Origin of the sequence: Pseudomonas sp. RC10 (genome assembly GCF_038397775.1) — a bacterium.
GTDB lineage: Bacteria > Pseudomonadota > Gammaproteobacteria > Pseudomonadales > Pseudomonadaceae > Aquipseudomonas > Aquipseudomonas bambusae.
This window is the reverse complement of sequence record NZ_CP151650.1, coordinates 3,717,823-3,737,440: the sequence shown is the minus strand read 5'-3', so window position 1 is coordinate 3,737,440 and position 19,618 is coordinate 3,717,823. Positions and strand designations below refer to the sequence as shown.

The 19,618-nt window shown below is 61.4% G+C and carries 14 protein-coding genes; 3 read left to right on the top strand and 11 right to left on the bottom strand.

Going from position 1 to position 19,618, the window contains the following annotated elements; all coding sequences use genetic code 11:
- Positions 1–90 precede the first annotated feature (90 nt).
- A complete protein-coding gene (locus tag AAEO81_RS17115) occupies positions 91–2,181 on the top strand; it encodes an EAL domain-containing protein (RefSeq protein WP_341958071.1) in 2,091 nt (696 codons plus the stop codon).
- Between the two features lie 104 nt (positions 2,182–2,285).
- Positions 2,286–3,032, top strand: a complete 747-nt coding sequence (locus AAEO81_RS17110) for an SDR family oxidoreductase (protein WP_341958070.1) — start codon at positions 2,286–2,288, stop codon at positions 3,030–3,032.
- Between the two features lie 159 nt (positions 3,033–3,191).
- Here the strand turns inward: AAEO81_RS17110 and mapR are convergent, their stop codons facing one another.
- The 5 genes from mapR to AAEO81_RS17085 all read right to left on the bottom strand — a co-directional run bounded on the left by mapR (position 3,192) and on the right by AAEO81_RS17085 (position 8,007).
- Positions 3,192–4,640, bottom strand: coding sequence for a GntR family transcriptional regulator MpaR (mapR, locus tag AAEO81_RS17105; protein WP_166594592.1), 1,449 nt, complete (start codon positions 4,638–4,640; stop codon positions 3,192–3,194).
- Between the two features lie 105 nt (positions 4,641–4,745).
- The gene (locus AAEO81_RS17100) at positions 4,746–4,994 is read right to left on the bottom strand and encodes a DUF3203 family protein (protein WP_341958068.1); all 249 of its coding nucleotides are present in this window, start codon (positions 4,992–4,994) and stop codon (positions 4,746–4,748) included.
- A 167-nt stretch (positions 4,995–5,161) separates the two neighbouring features.
- Positions 5,162–6,343, bottom strand: coding sequence for a M14-type cytosolic carboxypeptidase (locus AAEO81_RS17095; RefSeq protein WP_341958066.1), 1,182 nt, complete (start codon positions 6,341–6,343; stop codon positions 5,162–5,164).
- Between the two features lie 106 nt (positions 6,344–6,449).
- Positions 6,450–6,971: a sigma factor-like helix-turn-helix DNA-binding protein gene (locus AAEO81_RS17090; RefSeq protein WP_341958064.1), complete on the bottom strand. Its 522-nt coding sequence runs from the start codon at positions 6,969–6,971 to the stop codon at positions 6,450–6,452.
- A 568-nt stretch (positions 6,972–7,539) separates the two neighbouring features.
- Positions 7,540–8,007 (bottom strand): Lrp/AsnC family transcriptional regulator, encoded by a 468-nt coding sequence (locus AAEO81_RS17085; protein ID WP_166594587.1) that lies wholly within the window; start codon positions 8,005–8,007, stop codon positions 7,540–7,542.
- A gap of 224 nt (positions 8,008–8,231) precedes the next feature.
- Between AAEO81_RS17085 and AAEO81_RS17080 the strand changes: the two genes are divergently transcribed.
- Complete coding sequence (locus AAEO81_RS17080) at positions 8,232–11,717, top strand: indolepyruvate ferredoxin oxidoreductase family protein (protein ID WP_341958062.1); 3,486 nt, start codon at positions 8,232–8,234, stop codon at positions 11,715–11,717.
- A gap of 223 nt (positions 11,718–11,940) precedes the next feature.
- Here the strand turns inward: AAEO81_RS17080 and AAEO81_RS17075 are convergent, their stop codons facing one another.
- The 6 genes from AAEO81_RS17075 to AAEO81_RS17050 all read right to left on the bottom strand — a co-directional run bounded on the left by AAEO81_RS17075 (position 11,941) and on the right by AAEO81_RS17050 (position 19,538).
- Positions 11,941–13,902 (bottom strand): acetyl/propionyl/methylcrotonyl-CoA carboxylase subunit alpha, encoded by a 1,962-nt coding sequence (locus AAEO81_RS17075; RefSeq protein WP_341958060.1) that lies wholly within the window; start codon positions 13,900–13,902, stop codon positions 11,941–11,943.
- Positions 13,899–14,714 carry a gamma-carboxygeranoyl-CoA hydratase gene (locus AAEO81_RS17070; protein ID WP_341958058.1) on the bottom strand — a complete coding sequence of 272 codons (816 nt, stop codon included), beginning with the start codon at positions 14,712–14,714 and terminating at the stop codon, positions 13,899–13,901. Before AAEO81_RS17070 ends, AAEO81_RS17075 begins: the two co-directional genes overlap by 4 nt.
- Positions 14,715–14,728: 14 nt before the next feature.
- Positions 14,729–16,333: a carboxyl transferase domain-containing protein gene (locus tag AAEO81_RS17065; RefSeq protein ID WP_341958057.1), complete on the bottom strand. Its 1,605-nt coding sequence runs from the start codon at positions 16,331–16,333 to the stop codon at positions 14,729–14,731.
- 98 nt (positions 16,334–16,431) lie between these two features.
- Positions 16,432–17,595, bottom strand: coding sequence for an isovaleryl-CoA dehydrogenase (locus tag AAEO81_RS17060; protein ID WP_341958055.1), 1,164 nt, complete (start codon positions 17,593–17,595; stop codon positions 16,432–16,434).
- A 219-nt stretch (positions 17,596–17,814) separates the two neighbouring features.
- A complete protein-coding gene (locus tag AAEO81_RS17055; RefSeq protein ID WP_341958053.1) occupies positions 17,815–19,050 on the bottom strand; it encodes a Zn-dependent hydrolase in 1,236 nt (411 codons plus the stop codon).
- Positions 19,047–19,538 (bottom strand): L-2-amino-thiazoline-4-carboxylic acid hydrolase, encoded by a 492-nt coding sequence (locus AAEO81_RS17050; protein ID WP_341958051.1) that lies wholly within the window; start codon positions 19,536–19,538, stop codon positions 19,047–19,049. Before AAEO81_RS17050 ends, AAEO81_RS17055 begins: the two co-directional genes overlap by 4 nt.
- Positions 19,539–19,618: the final 80 nt, after the last annotated feature.

The window sequence follows — 19,618 nt, the reverse complement described above, 5'->3', positions numbered from 1 at the left end:
GACTGACGCGACATTCTTGCGGATTTCGGTAGAATTGCGCCGAGTTCATGGGGCCATCTGGCCCTTGTCGTTGAGTCGCGAGTTACGCCCATGTTGATTGGACACTACACCTTTTCGCTGGTCCTGGTTTCCATCCTTGTGGCGATCCTGGCGTCGTACACGGCGCTCGACCTTGCCGGCCGCATTTCCACCGCCAAAGGCAGGGCCAAACCCCTGTGGATTCTGGGCGGCGCGCTGTCCATGGGCATTGGCGTCTGGTCAATGCACTTCATCGGCATGCTGGCGTTCAAACTGCCCATCGACCTGGGTTTCGACCTTGCCCTGACCCTGCTTTCCCTGCTGCTCGCTGTGCTGTCTTCCGGCCTGGCCTTGTGGCTGGTGAGCCAAGAGCGCGTGCCGTTGCTGCACGTTGTGTTCGGCGCGCTGGCCATGGGCGTTGGCATCAGCACCATGCACTACACCGGCATGGCGGCGCTGCGCATGCAGCCGGGCATCGACTACGACCCGGCGCTGTTCGGCGCGTCGCTGATCATCGCGGTCACGGCGTCCGGCGCCGCGTTGTGGATCGCCCTGAGATTGCGTAAAGAAACCCCCTATATCCGCCTGATGCGCGGCGGGGCGGCCGTGGTCATGGGCTTCGCCATCGTCGGCATGCATTACACCGGCATGGCGGCGGCCAACTTTCCCGAGGGCAGTTTCTGCGGCGCGGCGGCCACGGGGCTGCGCACGGACGGCCTGGACAAACTGGTGCTGATCACCACCCTCGCGGTCCTGGCGATCACCTTGCTGACGTCGGTGCTGGACGCGCGCCTCGAAGCCCGTACCGCTCAACTGGCCGAGTCACTGAGTGAAGCGAATCGCGAACTGACCCAACTGGCGCTCCATGACACCCTGACCGGGCTCCCCAACCGCATTCTGCTGGCAGACCGCATCGAGCAGGCCATGCGCAAGGTGGATTCCCAAGGCGGTCTGTTCGCCCTGATGTTCATGGACCTGGACGGCTTCAAGCCGGTCAATGACGCCTTTGGGCACCACGTCGGCGACCAGCTGTTGCGCGAGGTGGCGTTGCGCATGCGCGACAACTTCCATCGCCATGACACGCTGGCCCGTATCGGCGGCGATGAATTCGTGTTGCTGGTGGAACTGGAAGAAGTCGACGACGCAACCACCGTGGCGTCCCGTCAGGTCAGTCTGGTGGGCAGGCCGTTCAACGTGCAGGACCATGACCTGCAAGTCACGGTGAGCATCGGCATCAGCCTTTACCCCGGTAACGGGCGCACCCAGCAGGAATTGCTGATGAACGCCGACGCGGCCATGTACCACGCCAAAAGCGCGGGCAAAAACGGCTACAGCTTCTTCGATGCGTCGATGAACACCAACGCCCGCAACCAGCTGCAATTGCTGCAGGATCTGCGCATCGGCCTGCGCGAAGGGCAGTTCTGCCTGCATTACCAACCGAAATTCGCGGCCGGGTCGGGCACGCCTGTCGGGGCCGAAGCGCTGGTGCGCTGGAACCACCCCGAGCACGGTTTGCTGATGCCGGATGCGTTCATCGGCCTGGCGGAAAAAACCGGGCTGATCATCAACCTCGGCGAGTGGGTGCTCAATGAGGCCTGTCGGCAGATGCGCGTCTGGTACGACGCCGGGTACACCGACTGGCGCATCGCGGTCAACCTGTCGGCCTTGCAGTTCTGTCACGCCGGGCTGGTCAGAAGTGTGGCAACGTCGCTGGCGGCCCACGGTTTGCCCGCCAACTGCCTGACCCTGGAAATCACCGAAACCACGGCCATGAGCGACGCTGACGCCAGCATGTCCGTGCTGCAAAAACTCTCGGAGATGGGCGTCGACATTTCCATCGACGACTTCGGCACCGGCTACTCCAGCCTGATGTACCTCAAGCGGTTGCCAGCCAACGAGCTGAAAATCGACCGTGGCTTCGTCCGCGACCTCGAACATGACAGCGACGACGCCGCGATCGTCTCGGCCATCGTCGCGCTGGGGCAGGCGCTGAACCTGCGAATCGTTGCCGAAGGCGTAGAAACCAGCAGCCAGCAGAACTTTCTCACGGAGCTGGGGTGCGATTCATTGCAGGGGTATTTGCTGGGCGTTCCGTTGCCAGCAGACCGCTTCATGGCGGATATTAGCGCGGCGCAGAACCGCGTCTCCGAGAACACCGTTTGACGTTTCACGCTTGGCATAACACTGGGACGCTACGAAAGACGGCGCATGCAGCTGGCGATTGGCAGAACCCGGAAAAAGATTAGAGCTTTGATTCGGATACTCCCATGGATAAAAACCTCCTCATCACTGGCGGCTCCAGAGGTATTGGTGCTGCCACGGCAGTTCTGGCGGCGTCGCAAGGTTATCGCGTGTGCATCAATTACCTGTCTGATCATGACGCCGCGGAACGCGTCTGCCATCAGATCCGCGAGGCAGGGGGGCATGCCATCGCGATTCAGGCGGACGTCAGCAACGAAGACGAAATCATTCGTCTGTTTGCCAAGGTGGACGCCGAGCTGGGGCGCATCAGTGCGCTGGTGAACAACGCGGGCACCGTGGGCGAACAGTCCCGGGTCGAAAACATGTCCGAATTCCGCATGCTCAAGATCATGATGAGCAACGTCGTCGGCCCGATGCTGTGCAGCAAACACGCGTTGCTGCGCATGCTGCCGCGTCATGGCGGCGACGGCGGCAGCATCGTCAACGTCTCGTCGGTGGCGGCACGCCTGGGGTCGCCGGGCGAGTACGTGGATTACGCCGCGTCCAAGGGCGCGCTCGACACCTTCACCCTGGGTCTGTCCAAGGAAGTGGCGGGCGAGGGGGTTCGGGTCAACGCGGTGCGCCCTGGCTACATCTTCACCGATTTCCACGCCCTGAGCGGCGACCCACAACGGGTGACCAAGCTCGAACCGACCATCCCGATGGGGCGTGGCGGGCTGGCGGACGAAGTGGCAGAAGCGATTTTGTGGCTGCTGTCGGACAAAGCGTCGTATTCGACCGGGACATTTATTGATCTGGGTGGCGGTCGCTGATACTGCTACAGGACGGGATGTTCCCCACATCCTGCCTGGAGAAGATCATCTCTGTGAGAGCGAATTCATTCGCGAATGGGTCTAGCCGATGAAGAGGTGCGTCGGTACCGACGTGTCGCGAATGAATTCGCTCCCACAGGTCATGTGCCCTTCTGATCGTCACCCCATCATCGATTTGATGATCTTCCCTAACGTCTCCATTGCCCGCTCGGCCGTCTCGCTCCACGGGCTGCCGTAGTTCAGGCGGATGCAGTGTTTGAACCGTCGCGTCGGGGAGAAGATCGGGCCGGGCGCGAGGCTGATGCCTTGGGCGGAGGCGACCTGAAACACCTTCAACGAATCGATCTGCTCAGGCAATTCAACCCACAGAAAATACCCGCCTGACGGCTGGCTGACCCGGACCTGCGACGGAAAATACCGGGCGACGGCGCTGAGCATGGCGCGCAACTGATCTTCCAGGCTGTTGCGCAATTTGCGCAGGTGCCGGTCGTAGCCGCCGTGTTGCAGGTAATCGGCAATCGCCGCCTGTGCCGGCATCGACGCACACAGCGAGGTCATGATTTTCAGCCGCTCGACCTTCTGCGCATAACGCCCGGCCGCCACCCAACCCACGCGATAGCCGGGGGCCAGGCTCTTGGCGAACGACCCGCAATGCAGCACCAGACCCTCGGTGTCGAAGGCCTTGGCGGGTTTCGGCGCGTGCTGCCCGTAATACAACTCGGCGTAGACATCGTCTTCGATCAGCGGCACGTCGTGCTTGCGCAGAAGCTCCACCAGTTCACGTTTGCGCGCTTCAGGCACCGTCGCACCGGTGGGGTTCTGAAAGGTGGTCATGCTCCAGCAGGCTTTGATCGGGTAGCGCTCCAACGCGTGTTCGAGCACGTTGAGGTCGATGCCGGTCTGTGGGTGCACCGGGATTTCCACGGCCTTGAGCTTCAGTCGCTCCAGCACTTGCAGGCAGGCATAGAACGCCGGGGCTTCGATGGCCACCAGGTCACCCGGTTCAGTGACCGCTTGCAGGCACAGGTTCAAGGCTTCCAGGGCGCCGTTGGTGATCAGCAGCTCTTCCATCGGCAGCATCTGCCCGGCCACCATGTAGCGCAGGGCGATCTGTCGACGCAGGGTGGGGTTACCGGGCGACAAGTCGCTGACCACCATGCTCGGGTCCATGTCACGGGTGGCGCTGGCCAGTGAACGGGCGAGGCGCTGCAACGGGAACAGCCCCGCACTGGGAAACGCCGAGCCGAAAGGGACGGTGTTCGGGTCTTTGATCGATTCCAGCACCGAGAACACCAGCTCGCTGACATCGACTTCCGTGGACTCACTGACGTGGGCCTCAAGCGGGAGCCCCGACACGGGCTGGGCCTCAAAGCGAGGGGCCGCAAACGTTTCGGGGGCGAGGCTGTCGTTGACGAAGTACCCGGATCGCGGCCGCGCACGGATCAGGCCTCGGCGCTCCAGCAGGTAATAGGCTTGAAAAACCGTTGAGGGGCTGACCCCGTGGGTCTGGCTGGCGTAACGCACCGAGGGCACTCGTTGACCCGCAGCCAAGACGCCCGAACGGATGAGTTCGGCAATGTCGTCAGCGAATTTCTCATAGCGCTTCATGGCGGGCTCACTCGGAAAGATGCCCGAACTATGCTCGCCCAACTGTTTTTAGTACAGGGGCAGTTTTTTCGATAAAAAGCAGATCAGAAGGTCATTTCGTAGCAATCAGATCACCGGCGAGTCTTCACCCGGTTCAACGCCCACGGTGTGATGCCTGCGATCATGGGCCAGATACACCGTCAGCGCGTCAGCTTCGGCTTCGGTAATCGGCACCTTCTGCCCGCGAATGTTGGCTTCGGACATGTGGGTCGCATCATTGGTGGTGATCACCACGTCAGTGATCGGGCTGCTGTAGGGGGTGCCGTCGACCACCGCTGTGCAGGTGGTGTGGTCGCTGTTGAATTCGAGAGGCATGGTCGTGCTCCTTCATTGTCCTATAAAGGTGCGACTGCGCAGCTCGCTCATTGTTTCGGGTTCCAGACGTGAGGTGCAGGCTCGTCTGGCCAATCAGTGTCGGCGGCGCGATACGCGAGATCGCCACCGCCGATACCTCAGGCTGTCACAGGGAAAGGCGTTCGCTGTCAGCGAAGCACAGACACCATTTGCCCCAGTACGGTCAGCACATCCCGGGCCAGTTGCATCGAGCGTTTGCCCGACCAGCCGGTGACGATGTCCGGTGCGTCGTCGTTGTCCTTGAACGGCATTTCAAGGGTCAGCGACAGGCATTTGTAGCGTTCGCCGACGCTGTTGCACGCCAGGTTCATGTTGGCCTTGCCAGGTTGACCTTTCGGATAGCCGTAGCGGGTCTGGAAGTCTTTGGTCAGGCCACTCAAGCGAGCGCGAAAGTCCGCTTCCAGTGCTTTCTGCTGCTCGGTGTACCCCGGATTGCCCTCGCAGGCGGCTGTGAAGACGTACGGAATTTCCTCGTCACCGTGGACGTCGAGGAACATGTCCACGCCGTATTTTTCCATCTGTTCTCTGGCGAAATACACTTCCGGGCTGAGTTCCGCTGTTGAATCCTGCCACGCACGGTTCAAGTCTTTGCCTTGGGCGTTGGTGCGCAAATGACCATGGAACGAGCCGTCCGGGTTCATGTGCGGGATCAGGTACAGATCGGCCGAGGCGAGCAGGGCCTCCAATTCAGGATCGTTCTCTTGCAGCCGTTCGATGATGCCTTCCATGAACCATTCGGCCATGTGCTCGCCGGGGTGTTGCTGGGCGATGATCCAGATCTTGCGTTTGCCGGGTGCGCCGTCGCCTTTGCGCAGCAGAGGAATGTCGCGACCTTCGACGCTTTTGCCCGTGGCCAGCAGCTCAGTGCCGGCTTTGTTCAGCGCCTGATCGATCAGCCCGTCATGGCGTTCACGGCTGTACGGCTCGAAATAGGCGAACCAGATTTGCGGCTGTTCAGGTGACAGCTCAAAATTCAGCGCTTTGCCGTCGAACTGACTGGGGATACGGAACCAGGTCTTCTGGTCGTAGGAGGCGGCGGCGTTGTAGCCGGTCCACGCGCGGTTGTAGCTGGATTCGCTGGCGTTGGTCAGGCTGAACGCGTGAGGTTCGCCCACTTGCATGCCATCGACCTTGAAGTGGAACCACTGAAAATGCGGGCTGCGGGTGTCGGGGCGAATGGCCAGTTGGACATTCTGAGGGCTGCTTGCATCGAGTACGACGATGTTGCCGCTGTCGAAATCGCAGGTAACGGAGAGGGCGGTCTGAATCACGGAAGAGTCCTGAGTACGTAAGTGCCAACTCAGCGCCATCGCAGGCCGAGTCCGTCAAAAGAAGAGGGCGCTGCTGGGCTGTTATGACCGCTACTTTACACGCATCAGGTCGAGGACCGGCGACAGAAACGGTTGCTGATGGGACTCAGGTGAAGGCTTCAGCGGTGACCAACAGGCTGCACAGAAAGGCCGTCAACATCAGCCAGCCGATGTAAACCCGGCGTTTGCGGCGGTGCCAGCCGCTGGCGCCCATCAGCGCAGCGGGTGCTTCCAGGCTACGCCAGAGGCGTTCGGCGTCCTGAAATGCGTTCAAATGGCGTCGGTCGGCGTCGAGCCAGTGGCGGAACTCGATGCGCTGGCTGGCGGTGGCGAGGGGGCTCTGCAAGTGGGCATACCAGCGAAGCGCCTTCTCTGCGGTTTCGTCGGCGCTGTGACTGCAATGGACGAGAACGCGGACGATCTTGCGCTCGACTGAGTCGACGTCCAGTTCAAGCAACTGAGCAATGGAGGTGTAGGGCAACTGATCGAGACGGCTGAGCAGAAAGACCTGCTGCGTCTTGCGCGGGAGTTTTTGAATCCGCCGCCGACAGGTGTCGGTCTCGGCGCTGGCAGGCACGTCGGGTTGGCGAGGGGGCAAGGAAAACATCGAGCTGAGCTGATGGGTCATGGCGTATCACTCGCGGTCATCCGTTGATCATCCTGAAGAGCATCGTGCTGAGCAGAGGCGTGGGGGCATCGTCCGTGATGCTCGTCGATGCTAGTGGGTATGAGATTCATTCTCAAGTAAAAAGGTCGTTTATCCTCGACTTATTTACTAAATATGTCGTTTTTGACCGCATTGCCGGTTCAGCGCTCATTTTTCTTTTGCTATGATGCGCGCCATCAAGCAGTCACCCTCTTCATTAGCCTGAAGATGCAACACCCGACCGAACCGCAGCACGAAATCAGACCCTCAAAGGGCACAAAAAAAGACCCGGCAAAAAGCCGGGTCAAAAACCGTGATTAGCCTGATGAGGAGATAATCCGGAAGCCGACCTAAGGCTTCCGGGTTACCAACCCGTCTCGCGACGGGTTGCGCTCAATAATAATCATTATCATTTGCACGTCAAATGTTTTTTTTCGTTCCCGCAAAAAAAACGCCACCCCATTCCGAGCGGCACGCCACCCGCTTCAAACTCACCGCTAACTGCTCTTGCAGCTTGAAGCTCGCCACTCGTTGCTGCTACTTGTCGCGGCTAGTCGATGGGCAGTTCCGTCGTCCGCTTCACCACACTCATCGCGATATTCGAATGCGCCTCCTGAACATGGGGGCTTTGCAGCAAGTGATCGCGCAGAAATCGTTCATAACTGGCGATGTCCTGCACCACGACCTTGAGCATGAAATCCATGTCGCCCGCCATCGTGTAGCACTCCAGGACTTCGGGAAAACCGATGACCGCGGCCTCGAATTCGGTCAGGTAACGCCGGCCGTGGCCTGACAGTTTCACGTCGACGAACACGGTCATGGTCAGCCCGAGCTTCGCCGGGTTGAGCAATGCGACCTTGCGCTCGATCACCCCTTCCTCCTCTAGACGATTGATCCGCCGCCAGCAGGGCGATTGCGACAGCTCGACCCGTTCAGCAATTTCAGCGGCAGACAGGTCGGCGTCGTGCTGCAACAGGCGGAGAATTTTGCGATCGATGGGGCTCAGTTTGACCTGCATGAATTGACCCTTTTTTATTATAAAAATGAAACCGGCATGCAGAATATCAGCAGAAACCGGCCAAAAGAGAAAGAAAAAGCCCGCGCCGCACAGGCAGTATTTGGGCTGTGAGCGTCGGGCTGAACCGTCCCGACGACCGAATGGCAGCACCACGGCCCACAAAGCCCGAGACGCCGCCATTCGCCACATTCAAAACGCACTAATAACAATAAAGGAGTGCCTGAATGTCTTTGGCTGATATTCGTCTGGACGATAAATACCGACTCGCCACCGGCCATCTTTACCTGACCGGAACCCAAGCGCTGACCCGCTTGCCGATGCTGCAAAAGCAGCGCGACGAGGCCCGGGGCCTGAACACCGCTGGTTTCATCTCCGGTTATCGCGGCTCGCCACTGGGCAACCTCGACAAGAGCCTGTGGGACGCCAAGGACTACCTCCAGGAAAACGCCATCCATTTCCAGCCCGGCGTCAACGAAGAGTTGGCCGCCACGGCGGTCTGGGGCAGCCAGCAAGTCAACCTGTTTCCCCATGGCAAGTACGACGGCGTATTCGCCCTGTGGTACGGCAAGGGGCCGGGCGTTGACCGTTGCGGCGACGTCTTCAAGCACGGCAACTCGGCCGGCGTCGCGGAAAAAGGCGGGGTGCTGATCCTCGCGGGCGACGACCACGGCTGCAAATCCTCGACCATCGCCCACCAGAGCGAACACGCGTTCATTGCCTCGATGATCCCGGTGCTCAACCCGAGCAACGTTCAGGAAATCCTCGATTACGGCATCATCGGCTGGGAACTGTCCCGCTACAGCGGCTGCTGGGTCGCGATGAAGACCATTGCCGAAAACGTCGACTCTTCCGCCGTGGTCGAAGTCGATCCACTGCGCATCGAAACCCGCATCCCCGAAGATTTCCAGCTGCCGAAAGACGGCTTGCACATCCGCTGGCCTGACACGCCACTGGCCCAGGAAGCGCGCCTCAACACCTACAAGATTTACGCCGCTCGAGCCTTTGCACGGGCCAACGAACTGAACAGAGTGGTCATCGATTCTCCCGAGCCGCGTCTCGGCATCATCACCACCGGCAAGTCCTACCTCGATGTGCGTCAGGCGCTGGAAGAGCTGGGCATCGACGAAGCGCTGTGCGCGTCGGTGGGCATTCGCGTGTTGAAGGTCGGCATGAGCTGGCCGCTGGAACCGGTGTCAGTGCACGATTTTGCCGAAGGGCTCGACGAAATCCTGGTGGTCGAGGAAAAGCGCAGCGTCATCGAAGACCAATTGACCGGCCAACTGTACAACTGGCCCGTCGATAAACGCCCTCGTGTTGTCGGCGAGTTCGACGAAGAAGGGCGCTCTTTGCTGCCCAACCTGGCCGAACTGACGCCCGCGATGATTGCCCGGGTTATCGCCAAACGGCTGGCGCCGATCTACAGCAGCCCGACAATCGAAGCGCGCCTGCAATTCCTGCAAGACAAAGAAAAAGCCCTCGCCGCGCCGCTGTTCAACACGCAGCGTACCCCGCATTTCTGCTCCGGTTGTCCGCACAATACCTCGACCAAAGTCCCGGACGGCAGCCGCGCGCTGGCGGGCATCGGTTGCCATTACATGACCATCTGGATGGACCGGGAAACCGAGACCTTCACCCAAATGGGCGGCGAAGGCGTGACCTGGATTGGCCAGGCGCCGTTCACCGAGACCCCGCACGTGTTTCAGAATCTGGGCGACGGCACCTATTTTCACTCCGGCCATCTGGCGCTGCGGGCGGCGGTGGCTTCGAAGGTCAACATTACTTACAAGATTCTCTACAACGACGCCGTGGCCATGACCGGCGGCCAGCCCATCGACGGTATCTTGCGGGTCGATCAGCTCAGTCGTCAGGTGTTCAACGAAGGCGTGCAACGCATTGCGCTGGTGTCGGATGAGCCGGATAAATACCCGAGCCGCGAAGCGTTCGCACCGATCACGACCTTTCACCATCGTCGCGACCTGGACAGTGTTCAACGCGAATTGCGCGAGTTCAAAGGTGTGTCGGTGATCATCTACGACCAGACCTGCGCCACCGAGAAACGCCGTCGCCGCAAGCGCGGCACGATGCTTGATCTGGACAAGCGCGCGATCATCAACCCGGCCGTCTGTGAAGGCTGCGGCGATTGCGGGGCGAAATCCGGCTGCCTGTCGATTCTGCCGAAAGAAACCGCCGAAGGGCGCAAACGCGAGATCGATCAAAGCGCGTGCAACAAGGATTTCAGCTGCGTCGAGGGCTTCTGCCCCAGCTTCGTCACCGTCCACGGCGGCAAGCTGCGCAAGCCTCAGTTGCCGAAACAGGCCCAAGCGTTCGCGGAGCTGCCTGAGCCGACGCTGCCGAGCCTCGACCAACCGTTCAACATCCTGCTGCCGGGCGTGGGCGGAACCGGTGTGACGACGGTGGGTGCGATGCTGGGTTACGCGGCGAACCTCGAAGGGAAGGGATGCAGCGTGCTCGATCAGGCCGGTCTGGCGCAGAAATTCGGCCCGGTCGTCAGCCACATTCGCATCGCGGCGCGGCAGGAAGACCTGTTCGCCGTGCGCATTGCGGCCGGTGAAGCGCATTTGCTGCTGGGGTGCGATCTGCTGGTGTCGTCCGGCCCTGATGCGATTGCCAAGCTCAACAGCGCCAAATCACACGCAGTGGTGAACAGTCAGCAAACGCCGACTGCGGAGTTCACCCGCAACCCCGATGCCGAATTCCCGGCGGACGCGATGATGCAGACCATTCGCGAGGCCGTGGGCACTGACAAGACCCACTTCGTGCCTGCCACCGACCTGGCGACCAAATTGATGGGCGACAGCATCGCCAGCAACCTGTTCATGCTGGGTTATGCGTTCCAGAAGGGCCTGATTCCGTTGACTTCAGCGGCGATTGAAAAGGCCATCGAGCTGAACGGCGTGGCGGTCAACCTGAACCAGCAAGCGTTTCTGTGGGGGCGTCGAGCGGCGTTCGATTTGAAAGCGGTGCAGGCGGCGGCCAATCCCGAAGCGGTGACCGTGTTTGAACCCGAAACGCTGAGCCTTGAGCAGCGTCTGATCAACAACACCAAAACCCTCACCGCGTATCAGAACCTGGCGTATGCCGAGCGTTATCTGTCGCTGGTCTACAACGTGCGCGATGCCGAAGCGCGGCTGTTTCCGGGCGAGCAACCGGCGTTGACCGAGGCCGTTGCGTTCAACTACTTCAAGCTGTTGGCCTACAAGGACGAGTACGAAGTGGCGCGTCTGTACAGTAACGGCGAGTTCACCCGTCAGTTGCAGGCGCAGTTCGAAGGCGATTACCGGCTGGAGTTTCATCTGGCGCCGTCGTGGCTGGCCAAGCGCGACCCGCACAACGGCACCCCGCGCAAACGCAGTTTTGGCCCGTGGATGTTGAAGGCCTTCGATGTGCTGGCAAACTTCAAATTCCTGCGCGGGACGGCGTTCGACCCGTTTGGCCGGAGTCTGGAGCGTCGGCAGGAGCGCGCGTTGATCGACAGCTACGTGAGTGACATCGAGCTGATCCTGACGCATTTGAACGCCAGCAATCGCCACATGGCACTGAGCCTGGCGCGTTTACCTGAACGGATTCGCGGGTACGGCCATGTGAAGGAAAGCGCGATGAACGCAGCGGCGTTGCAAGCGGTGCGCATGCGTCAGGGGTTGGTGAATGGGGAGGTTGAGCTGCCCAAGTTGTATGAGGTGGCGGCTTAAATCAACGGGGTGAGGATCGACTGATCCTTACCCCCTTTTTATTTCGGTTCAACATCGCTTTTGAACTGATCTTGATTCCCTTGTGGGAGACGCCGGAGGTTACGACGGCAGCGAAGCGTTGGGTCAGCCATTGACGAGTGACTGACACGCCGCCATCGCTGCCGTCGTAACCTCCGGCGTCTCCCACAGGTTCTGCGCGCATCCACAGATTCTGTGCGAGTCGTTAGATCTCCGTCAGCTCCACCAACACCGTCCCTTCACTGACCATCTCGCCCTCTGCGCAATACAGTGCCGAGACGGTGCCCGCCTGATTCGCCCGAATGCTGTGCTCCATCTTCATGGCTTCCAGCACCACCAGCGGCGTTCCGGCTTCGACGGGCTGACCCACCTCGACCAACACCCGCACGATGCTGCCGTTCATGGGCGCACTGAGGCCACCTTGGTGGGTGTGGTTGGCGTCAACGGCGGCAATCGGGTCGAACGCTGTGATCGCGTGCAGCTCGCCCTGCCAGCGCAGGTACAGGGTGTCGCCTCGGCGGATCGCCAGGGTCTGGCGACGCAGCCCGTTGTGTTTGAGGGTCAGTTGTTCGCCTTGCAACGTCACGTCGGTCGAAGGCGCGCTCAGGGTCACTGTGCGGGTTTCGCCTGCACAGCTCAGTTTCAGCTCGACTTCATTCGGCAATCCCAAACGCAAGCCGTTCGTGCTCGACCACGACGAATGAGGATCATCGGTCCGCACGGTATTCGACGTGCCGTGACGATACGCCTCGGCGGCAACAGCCCAGAACTCATCGGACAAGCCCTCGGCCGGCGGCAACAACTCGGCCTGATAACGAGGAATGAACCCGGTGTCCAGTTCGCACGCTGCAAACGCTGGGTGAGCGATGATCCGGCGCAGAAACGCCAGGTTGGTGCGCAATCCGCCGATGGCGAATTCGTCGAGCATGGCCAGCAGTCGCAGCCGCGCCTGTTCGCGGTCTTCGCCCCAGGCGATCAGCTTGCCGAGCATCGGGTCGTAGAACGGAGAGACTTCAGCCCCCTCCGTCACGCCGCTGTCCACGCGGCGTCCAGGCCCCGCCGCCGATTCCCGGTACACCTGCAAGGTGCCTGTGGCGGGCAAGAAGTCATTGGCCGGGTCTTCAGCGTACAAGCGCACTTCGATGGCGTGGCCGTTGAGCGGCACCTGCGCCTGTGTGATCGGCAACGGCTCGCCCTGGGCCACGCGAATCTGCCAGGCCACCAGGTCCAGGCCAGTGATGGCTTCGGTCACCGGGTGTTCGACTTGCAGCCGCGTGTTCATCTCCATGAAGAAAAACTCGCCCCGCGCATCCAGCAAAAACTCCACCGTGCCCGCACCCACATAGCCGATGGCTTGCGCCGCTCGAACCGCCGCTTCGCCCATGGCCCGACGCAACTCAGCGCTGAGGCCGGGCGCCGGGGCTTCTTCGACGACTTTCTGGTGACGGCGTTGAATCGAACAGTCGCGCTCGTTCAGGTACAGACAATGGCCGTATTGATCGGCGAACACCTGAATCTCTACGTGGCGGGGCTTGAGGACGTATTTCTCCACCAGCATGCGCGAATCGCCAAACGACGACTGCGCTTCACGCTGTGCCGAGGCGAGAGCGTCGGCGAGGTCTTCGTCACGCTCGACCACCTTCATGCCTTTGCCACCGCCGCCTGCCGTGGCCTTGAGCAGCACTGGGTAGCCGATGCGCGCGGCGGCGTCACGGAAGGTTTGCGCGTCCTGGGCTTCGCCGTGGTAACCGGGCACCAGTGGCACACCGGCGGTTTCCATCAAGGTTTTTGCGGCGGATTTGCTGCCCATGGCGTCGATGGCCGAGACGGGCGGGCCAAGAAAAATCAGGCCCGCTTGCTCGACAGCACGAGCGAATTTTGCGTTTTCCGAGAGAAACCCATAGCCCGGGTGAATGCCTTGGGCGCCGCTGCGCTTGGCGGCGGCGATCAGTTTGTCGATCTGCAAATAGCTGTCAGCGGCCTTGCTGCCGCCCAGGTCCACAGCGATGTCGGCCTCGCGCACGTGGCGGGCATCGCGGTCAGTGGCACTGTGTACCGCAACGGTCGTCAGGCCTATGGCCTTGGCGGTGCGCATCACGCGGCAGGCGATTTCGCCCCGGTTGGCCACCAGCACGGACGTCAGGGCGTGGGTGTTCGGGCGGCTCATGGTGTCTCTCCGTTCTTGGATTCGTCGCGCCAGCTCGGCTCGCGCTTGTGCAGAAAGGCGCGTAGACCTTCCTGGCCTTCGGGGCTGACGCGGATGCGGGCGATGGCGTTTTCGCAGTAGCGGCGCAGGGACGGGGTCAATTCGCCGTGGCCGACTTCGCGCAGCAAGTCTTTGCTGACCCGCATGGCCTGTGGGCTGTTGAGCAGCAGGTTCGACACCCAGTGTTGCAGCTGGGCCTCAAGCTCGGCGACCGGGTACGCTTCGGCCAGCAGGCCGATCTCTCGCGCCCGTTGGCCGTCGAAACGTTCAGCGGTCAGGGCATAACGACGGGCATGGCGTTCGCCAATGGCCTTGACCACGAAGGGACTGATCACCGCTGGCGCCAGGCCGATCTTCACTTCCGACAGGCAGAACTGCGCGTCGTCGGCGCCGATGGCCATGTCGCAGCAACTGATCAGGCCCAGCGCGCCGCCATAGGCCGCGCCTTGCACCACCGCCAGCGTCGGCAATTTCAGTTTGGCGAGGCCGTACATCAGCTCGCCCAGTTCGCGGGCGTCGCCCAAATTGGTCTGATAATCCAGGTTCGCGGATTCCTGCATCCAGGCCAGGTCGGCCCCGGCGCTGAAGTGCCGACCGCGCCCGCGCAGCAGCAGAAAGCGCAGGCGACTGTCGCTCTGGACCTTGTCCAGCGCCAGGATCAGCTCGCGAATCATTTGCGCGTTGAACGCATTGTTCTTGTCAGGACGGTTGAGCCAGAGGGTCGCGAAACCTCGCGGGTCGTATTCCAGCTCGACGGTGTCGAAATCGGTCATGGTCGTTCCTCGGGTCACATCCGGAACACGCCGAAGCGGGTCGGTTCGATGGAGGCGTTGAGCGCCGCGCTGAGGGCCAGGGCGAGAATGTCGCGGGTCTGCGCGGGGTCGATCACGCCATCGTCCCAGAGGCGGGCGCTGGAGTAATAGGGGTGGCCCTGATGTTCGTACTGGTCGAGGATCGGCTGCTTGATCTCGGCTTCCTGCTCGGCGCTGAAGCCTTGGCCGCTGCGTTCGGCCTGCTCGCGCTTGACCTGCACCAGCACGCCCGCCGCCTGCTCGCCGCCCATCACGCCGATGCGCGCGTTGGGCCACATCCACAGGAAACGCGGGTCGTAGGCCCGCCCACACATGCCGTAGTTACCGGCGCCGAAACTGCCACCGATGATCACCGTGAATTTCGGCACCTTGGCGCAGGCCACGGCGGTGACCAACTTGGCGCCGTGCTTGGCGATACCGCCCGCTTCGTATTTCTGACCGACCATGAAACCGGTGATGTTTTGCAAGAACAGCAGCGGAATGCCCCGTTGACAGGCCAGTTCGATGAAGTGCGCGCCTTTCTGCGCCGCCTCGGCAAACAGGATGCCGTTGTTGGCCAGGATCGCGACGGGATAGCCATTGAGGTGCGCGAACCCGCACACCAGCGTGGTGCCGAACAGCGCCTTGAACTCATCGAACACCGAACCGTCGACCAGCCGCGCAATGACTTCGCGCACGTCAAAAGGCTGTTTGGGGTCAGCGGAAATCACGCCGTACAGTTCGTCGCTGGGGTAGCGCGGGGCTTCAGGAGGACGTGTTTGCAGTGCGCCCAATTTGCGCCAGTTGAGGTTGGCGACGCTGCGTCGGGCCAGTGCCAGCGCGTGTTCGTCGCTGTCGGCGTAGTGGTCGGCCACGCCGGAAATCTTGCAATGCACGTCGGCACCGCCCAAGTCTTCAGCACTCACGACTTCACCCGTCGCGGCTTTCACCAGCGGCGGCCCTGCGAGGAAGATCGTCGCCTGCTGGCGCACCATGATCGCTTCATCCGCCATGGCTGGCACATACGCGCCGCCCGCCGTGCATGAACCCATGACCACGGCGATTTGCGGGATGCCTTCGGCGCTCATGTTGGCTTGATTGAAGAAGATGCGGCCGAAGTGTTCGCGGTCAGGAAAGACCTCATCCTGACGGGGCAGGTTGGCGCCGCCGGAGTCCACCAGGTAAATACACGGCAGGCGGTTCTGCTGAGCGATGGTCTGGGCGCGCAGGTGTTTTTTGACGGTCAGCGGGTAATACGACCCGCCTTTGACCGTCGCGTCGTTGGCGATGATCATGCATTCGACGCCCTCGACCCGCCCGATTCCGGCGATCACACCTGCGGCGGGCACCTCTTCGCCATACACGTCGTGGGCCGCCAACTGGCTGATTTCCAGAAACGGCGACCCCAGGTCCAGCAACCGATTGATGCGCTCACGCGGTAGCAACTTGCCCCGCGACGTGTGCCGCTCCTGCGCTTTCGGCCCACCGCCCTGATACACCTGCGCCAACAGCGTGTGCAGATCATCCACCTGCTTGCGTAACGCCTCGCTGTTCGCCAAAAACTCCGCCGAACGCGGATTGACCTGTGTTTTGAAAAACATCACTCATCCCCCCACCAGAACCGCTGACACGACGCCTAATACCCGGTCACCGCACACTGCCTTTACTTGCCGCTTGCCGCTCAACGCTCGCCGCTGCTTCACCGCGTCTCGTTGAACAGCTCGCGCCCAATCAACATGCGACGGATTTCACTGGTGCCAGCGCCGATTTCGTACAGCTTGGCGTCGCGCAGCAGACGGCCTGCGGGGAATTCGTTGATGTAGCCGTTGCCGCCGAGAATCTGGATCGTGTCCAGCGCCATTTGCGTGGCACGTTCGGCGGTATAGAGGATGACCCCGGCGGCGTCCTTGCGCGTGGTTTCGCCACGTTCACACGCCTGCGCCACGGCGTACAGGTAGGCGCGGCTGGCGTTGAGTTGGGTGTACATGTCGGCGACCTTGCCCTGAATCAGCTGGAATTCGCCGATGCTCTGGCCGAACTGTTTGCGGTCATGAATGTAAGGCAACACCACGTCCAGGCAGGCTTGCATGATCCCGGTCGGGCCGCCGGAGAGCACAACACGTTCGTAGTCCAGGCCGCTCATCAACACACGTACGCCACCGTTCAGCGTGCCGAGCAGGTTTTCTTCCGGGACTTCGACGTCATCGAAAAACAGCTCGCAGGTGTTGGAGCCGCGCATGCCGAGCTTGTCGAATTTGCTGCCACGGGAAAACCCTTTCCAGTCGCGCTCGACGAGGAAAGCGCTGATGCCGTGGGCGCCTTTTTCCAGGTCGGTCTTGGCGTAGATCACGTAGGTGTGGGCGTCGGGGCCGTTGGTGATCCAGGTCTTGCTGCCGTTGAGGACGAAGCGGTCGCCGCGTTTATCGGCCCGCAGCTTCATCGACACCACATCGGAACCGGCATTGGGCTCGCTCATGGCCAGGGCGCCGATGTGCTCGCCGCTGATCAGCCTTGGCAGGTAGCGGGCTTTCTGCTCAGGGTTGCCGTTGCGGTTGATCTGGTTCACGCAGAGATTGGAGTGCGCGCCGTAGGAGAGGGCGACGGAGGCCGACGCGCGACTAATTTCTTCCATGGCCACCACATGAGCGAGATAGCCCAGGCCCGCGCCACCGTATTGCTCGTCGACGGTGATGCCCAAGAGGCCCATGTCACCGAACTTGCGCCACATGTCGGCGGGGAACAGGTTGTCCTGATCGATCTGCGCCGCGCGAGGCGCCAGTTCCGCGGCGACGAAGGCCTGCACCTGGTCGCGGAGCATGTCGATCGTCTCGCCAAGGCCGAAATTGAGCGTGGGGTAGTTCATGAGACTGCGTTCCCTTGTTGTTTTTGGAGGGGCTGTCAGACGAAAATGATCTGTATCACCTTTACGTTAACGTAAACCTGCGAATGAGGGGCTGTCAACGCGGGGCATGAGTACGGTTGAGAAAAGAGATGAGGAGAAGGGGTGCAATCCGGCCAGAATCAAGAGCCTGACCGTGCTGCGATCCCGCCTATACCGAAGGCACAGGCGGTGCGGGAAGGGTCAAACTCCCGCCTTGGCCAGCATCGCGTGCAGCAACACATTCCCACCGGCTTCCGACCAATGAGGATGAATGTGCTCGGCTTCGTTGTGGCTCAAACCGTTCACGCAGGGCACGAAGATCATGGAAGTAGGGGCGACTTTGCTCAGGTAGCAGGCGTCGTGGCCAGCGCCGGAAATCATGCGGCGATGGCTGTAGCCGAGTTCGGACGCGGCCTGTTCTACGCGGTCGATGCAGTCGGCGTCGAAGGCAATCGGCGCATATTGAAAGATCTGCTCCAGCTTGAGTTGCAGGCCGATGGTGTCGGCGATGGCCTGCACTTCCTGACGCAACTGCCAGTCGAGCACCTCCAGCACGGCTTCGTTGGGGTGACGAAACTCGACGCTGAACACCACGCGCCCCGGCACCACGTTGCGAGAATTGGGAAAGACGTTGACCCAGCCGACCGTCGCACGACCTTCATCGCCCTGGGCAACCCCCATGGCATTGACCGCTTCGACCACCCGCGCCAGACCGAGCAGAGCGTCCAGACGATGATCCATGGGCGTTGTGCCCGCGTGGGCGCTGCGTCCGGTGAGTTCGATTTCGTACCAGCGTTGGCCTTGAGCACCCGTCACCACGCCGATGGTCAGGCCTTGTGCTTCAAGAATCGGGCCTTGCTCGATGTGCAGCTCAAAGGCGGCGTGAATCTCGCGGCCGCCCATGGGTTCGTCACCTGCGTAACCGATGGTCTGCAACGCTTCGCCAAGGGTGATGCCCTTGGCGTCGGTGCGGGACAGGCCGTATGCCAGGTCGAACACGCCGGTGTAGACGCCCGAGGCAATCATCGCCGGGGCGAACCGCGAGCCTTCCTCGTTGGTCCAGTTCACCACTTCAATCGACCGATCGGTCTGAATGTCGTGATCGTTCAGAGTGCGGATGACTTCCAGGCCCGCGAGCACACCATAGATGCCGTCGAACTTGCCGCCAGCCGGTTGTGAATCGCCGTGAGAACCGGTGATGACCGGGGCCAGGCTGTCGTCACGCCCCACGCGGCGGGCGAACATATTGCCCATGGCATCGACGCGCACGGTGCACCCGGCTTCGGTGGCCCAGCGGGCAAACAGGTCGCGGCCAATACGATCCTCCTCGGTCAGTGCCAGCCGGGAAACGCCGCCCTTGGGCGTGCCGCCGATCTGCGCCATTTCCATCAGCGAATCCCACAGACGTGCGCCGTTGATGCGAGGGGCGGCGCTCATGATTGCGGCTCCTGATCCTTGACCTTGTAGCGGAAATTGCAGTGACTGGCGCCTTGCATCAGCGTTTGAGTGCGGGTGAGTTCGACGTTGGGGTCGTAGCCGACGATGAACAGTTCGTCGCGGTTGCAGGACAGCAGGTGCCCGATCTCGCCGAGGCCCATATCGTGGTACATCTCGGCGTAGCGGCAGCGGTGCACGTCGTAGTCGAAGTGGGTGGCGTCGCTGGCGATGATGTCGACTTTCAGCGCGTCGTCCTTTTCCCACAGCTCTTGCAGGGCCACGAAACCTTCGAGGCTTGGGCCTTTTGGCTCGCGGGACGCGAAATACGCCCCGGCCTTGACCGCTGCTTGGGAAACCGCTTCGCCAATCACGGCCTGGGCGTGCTGCTTGCCGTAGTCGCGCACCAGTATTTCGTAGATCGGCTTGATGATCTCAGCCTCGATTCGCCGCCGGGCCAGAATGCCCAGTTCACCTTCGACAGCGCTCATGTGGTTTTCCTCGGGTTCACGGTGTGAGAGGGCCTTTTATGAAAAGCAGGTAGGCCTCGTTGGAAAGAACACTAATTAAC

Bases quoted from the DNA above. Each gene is read 5' to 3' on its own strand.
- AAEO81_RS17070 (WP_341958058.1), bottom strand. From the start codon at position 14,714: ATGACCGATTTCGACACCGTCGAGCTGGAATACGACCCGCGAGGTTTC.
- AAEO81_RS17075 (WP_341958060.1), bottom strand. From the start codon at position 13,902: ATGAGCCGCCCGAACACCCACGCCCTGACGTCCGTGCTGGTGGCCAAC.
- AAEO81_RS17095 (WP_341958066.1), bottom strand. From the start codon at position 6,343: ATGGCGCTGAGTTGGCACTTACGTACTCAGGACTCTTCCGTGATTCAG.
- mapR (WP_166594592.1), bottom strand. From the start codon at position 4,640: ATGAAGCGCTATGAGAAATTCGCTGACGACATTGCCGAACTCATCCGT.
- AAEO81_RS17050 (WP_341958051.1), bottom strand. From the start codon at position 19,538: ATGAGCGCTGTCGAAGGTGAACTGGGCATTCTGGCCCGGCGGCGAATC.
- AAEO81_RS17080 (WP_341958062.1), top strand. From the start codon at position 8,232: ATGTCTTTGGCTGATATTCGTCTGGACGATAAATACCGACTCGCCACC.
- AAEO81_RS17060 (WP_341958055.1), bottom strand. From the start codon at position 17,595: ATGAACTACCCCACGCTCAATTTCGGCCTTGGCGAGACGATCGACATG.
- AAEO81_RS17065 (WP_341958057.1), bottom strand. From the start codon at position 16,333: ATGTTTTTCAAAACACAGGTCAATCCGCGTTCGGCGGAGTTTTTGGCG.
- AAEO81_RS17100 (WP_341958068.1), bottom strand. From the start codon at position 4,994: ATGCCTCTCGAATTCAACAGCGACCACACCACCTGCACAGCGGTGGTC.
- AAEO81_RS17085 (WP_166594587.1), bottom strand. From the start codon at position 8,007: ATGCAGGTCAAACTGAGCCCCATCGATCGCAAAATTCTCCGCCTGTTG.
- AAEO81_RS17055 (WP_341958053.1), bottom strand. From the start codon at position 19,050: ATGAGCGCCGCCCCTCGCATCAACGGCGCACGTCTGTGGGATTCGCTG.
- AAEO81_RS17090 (WP_341958064.1), bottom strand. From the start codon at position 6,971: ATGACCCATCAGCTCAGCTCGATGTTTTCCTTGCCCCCTCGCCAACCC.
- AAEO81_RS17115 (WP_341958071.1), top strand. From the start codon at position 91: ATGTTGATTGGACACTACACCTTTTCGCTGGTCCTGGTTTCCATCCTT.
- AAEO81_RS17110 (WP_341958070.1), top strand. From the start codon at position 2,286: ATGGATAAAAACCTCCTCATCACTGGCGGCTCCAGAGGTATTGGTGCT.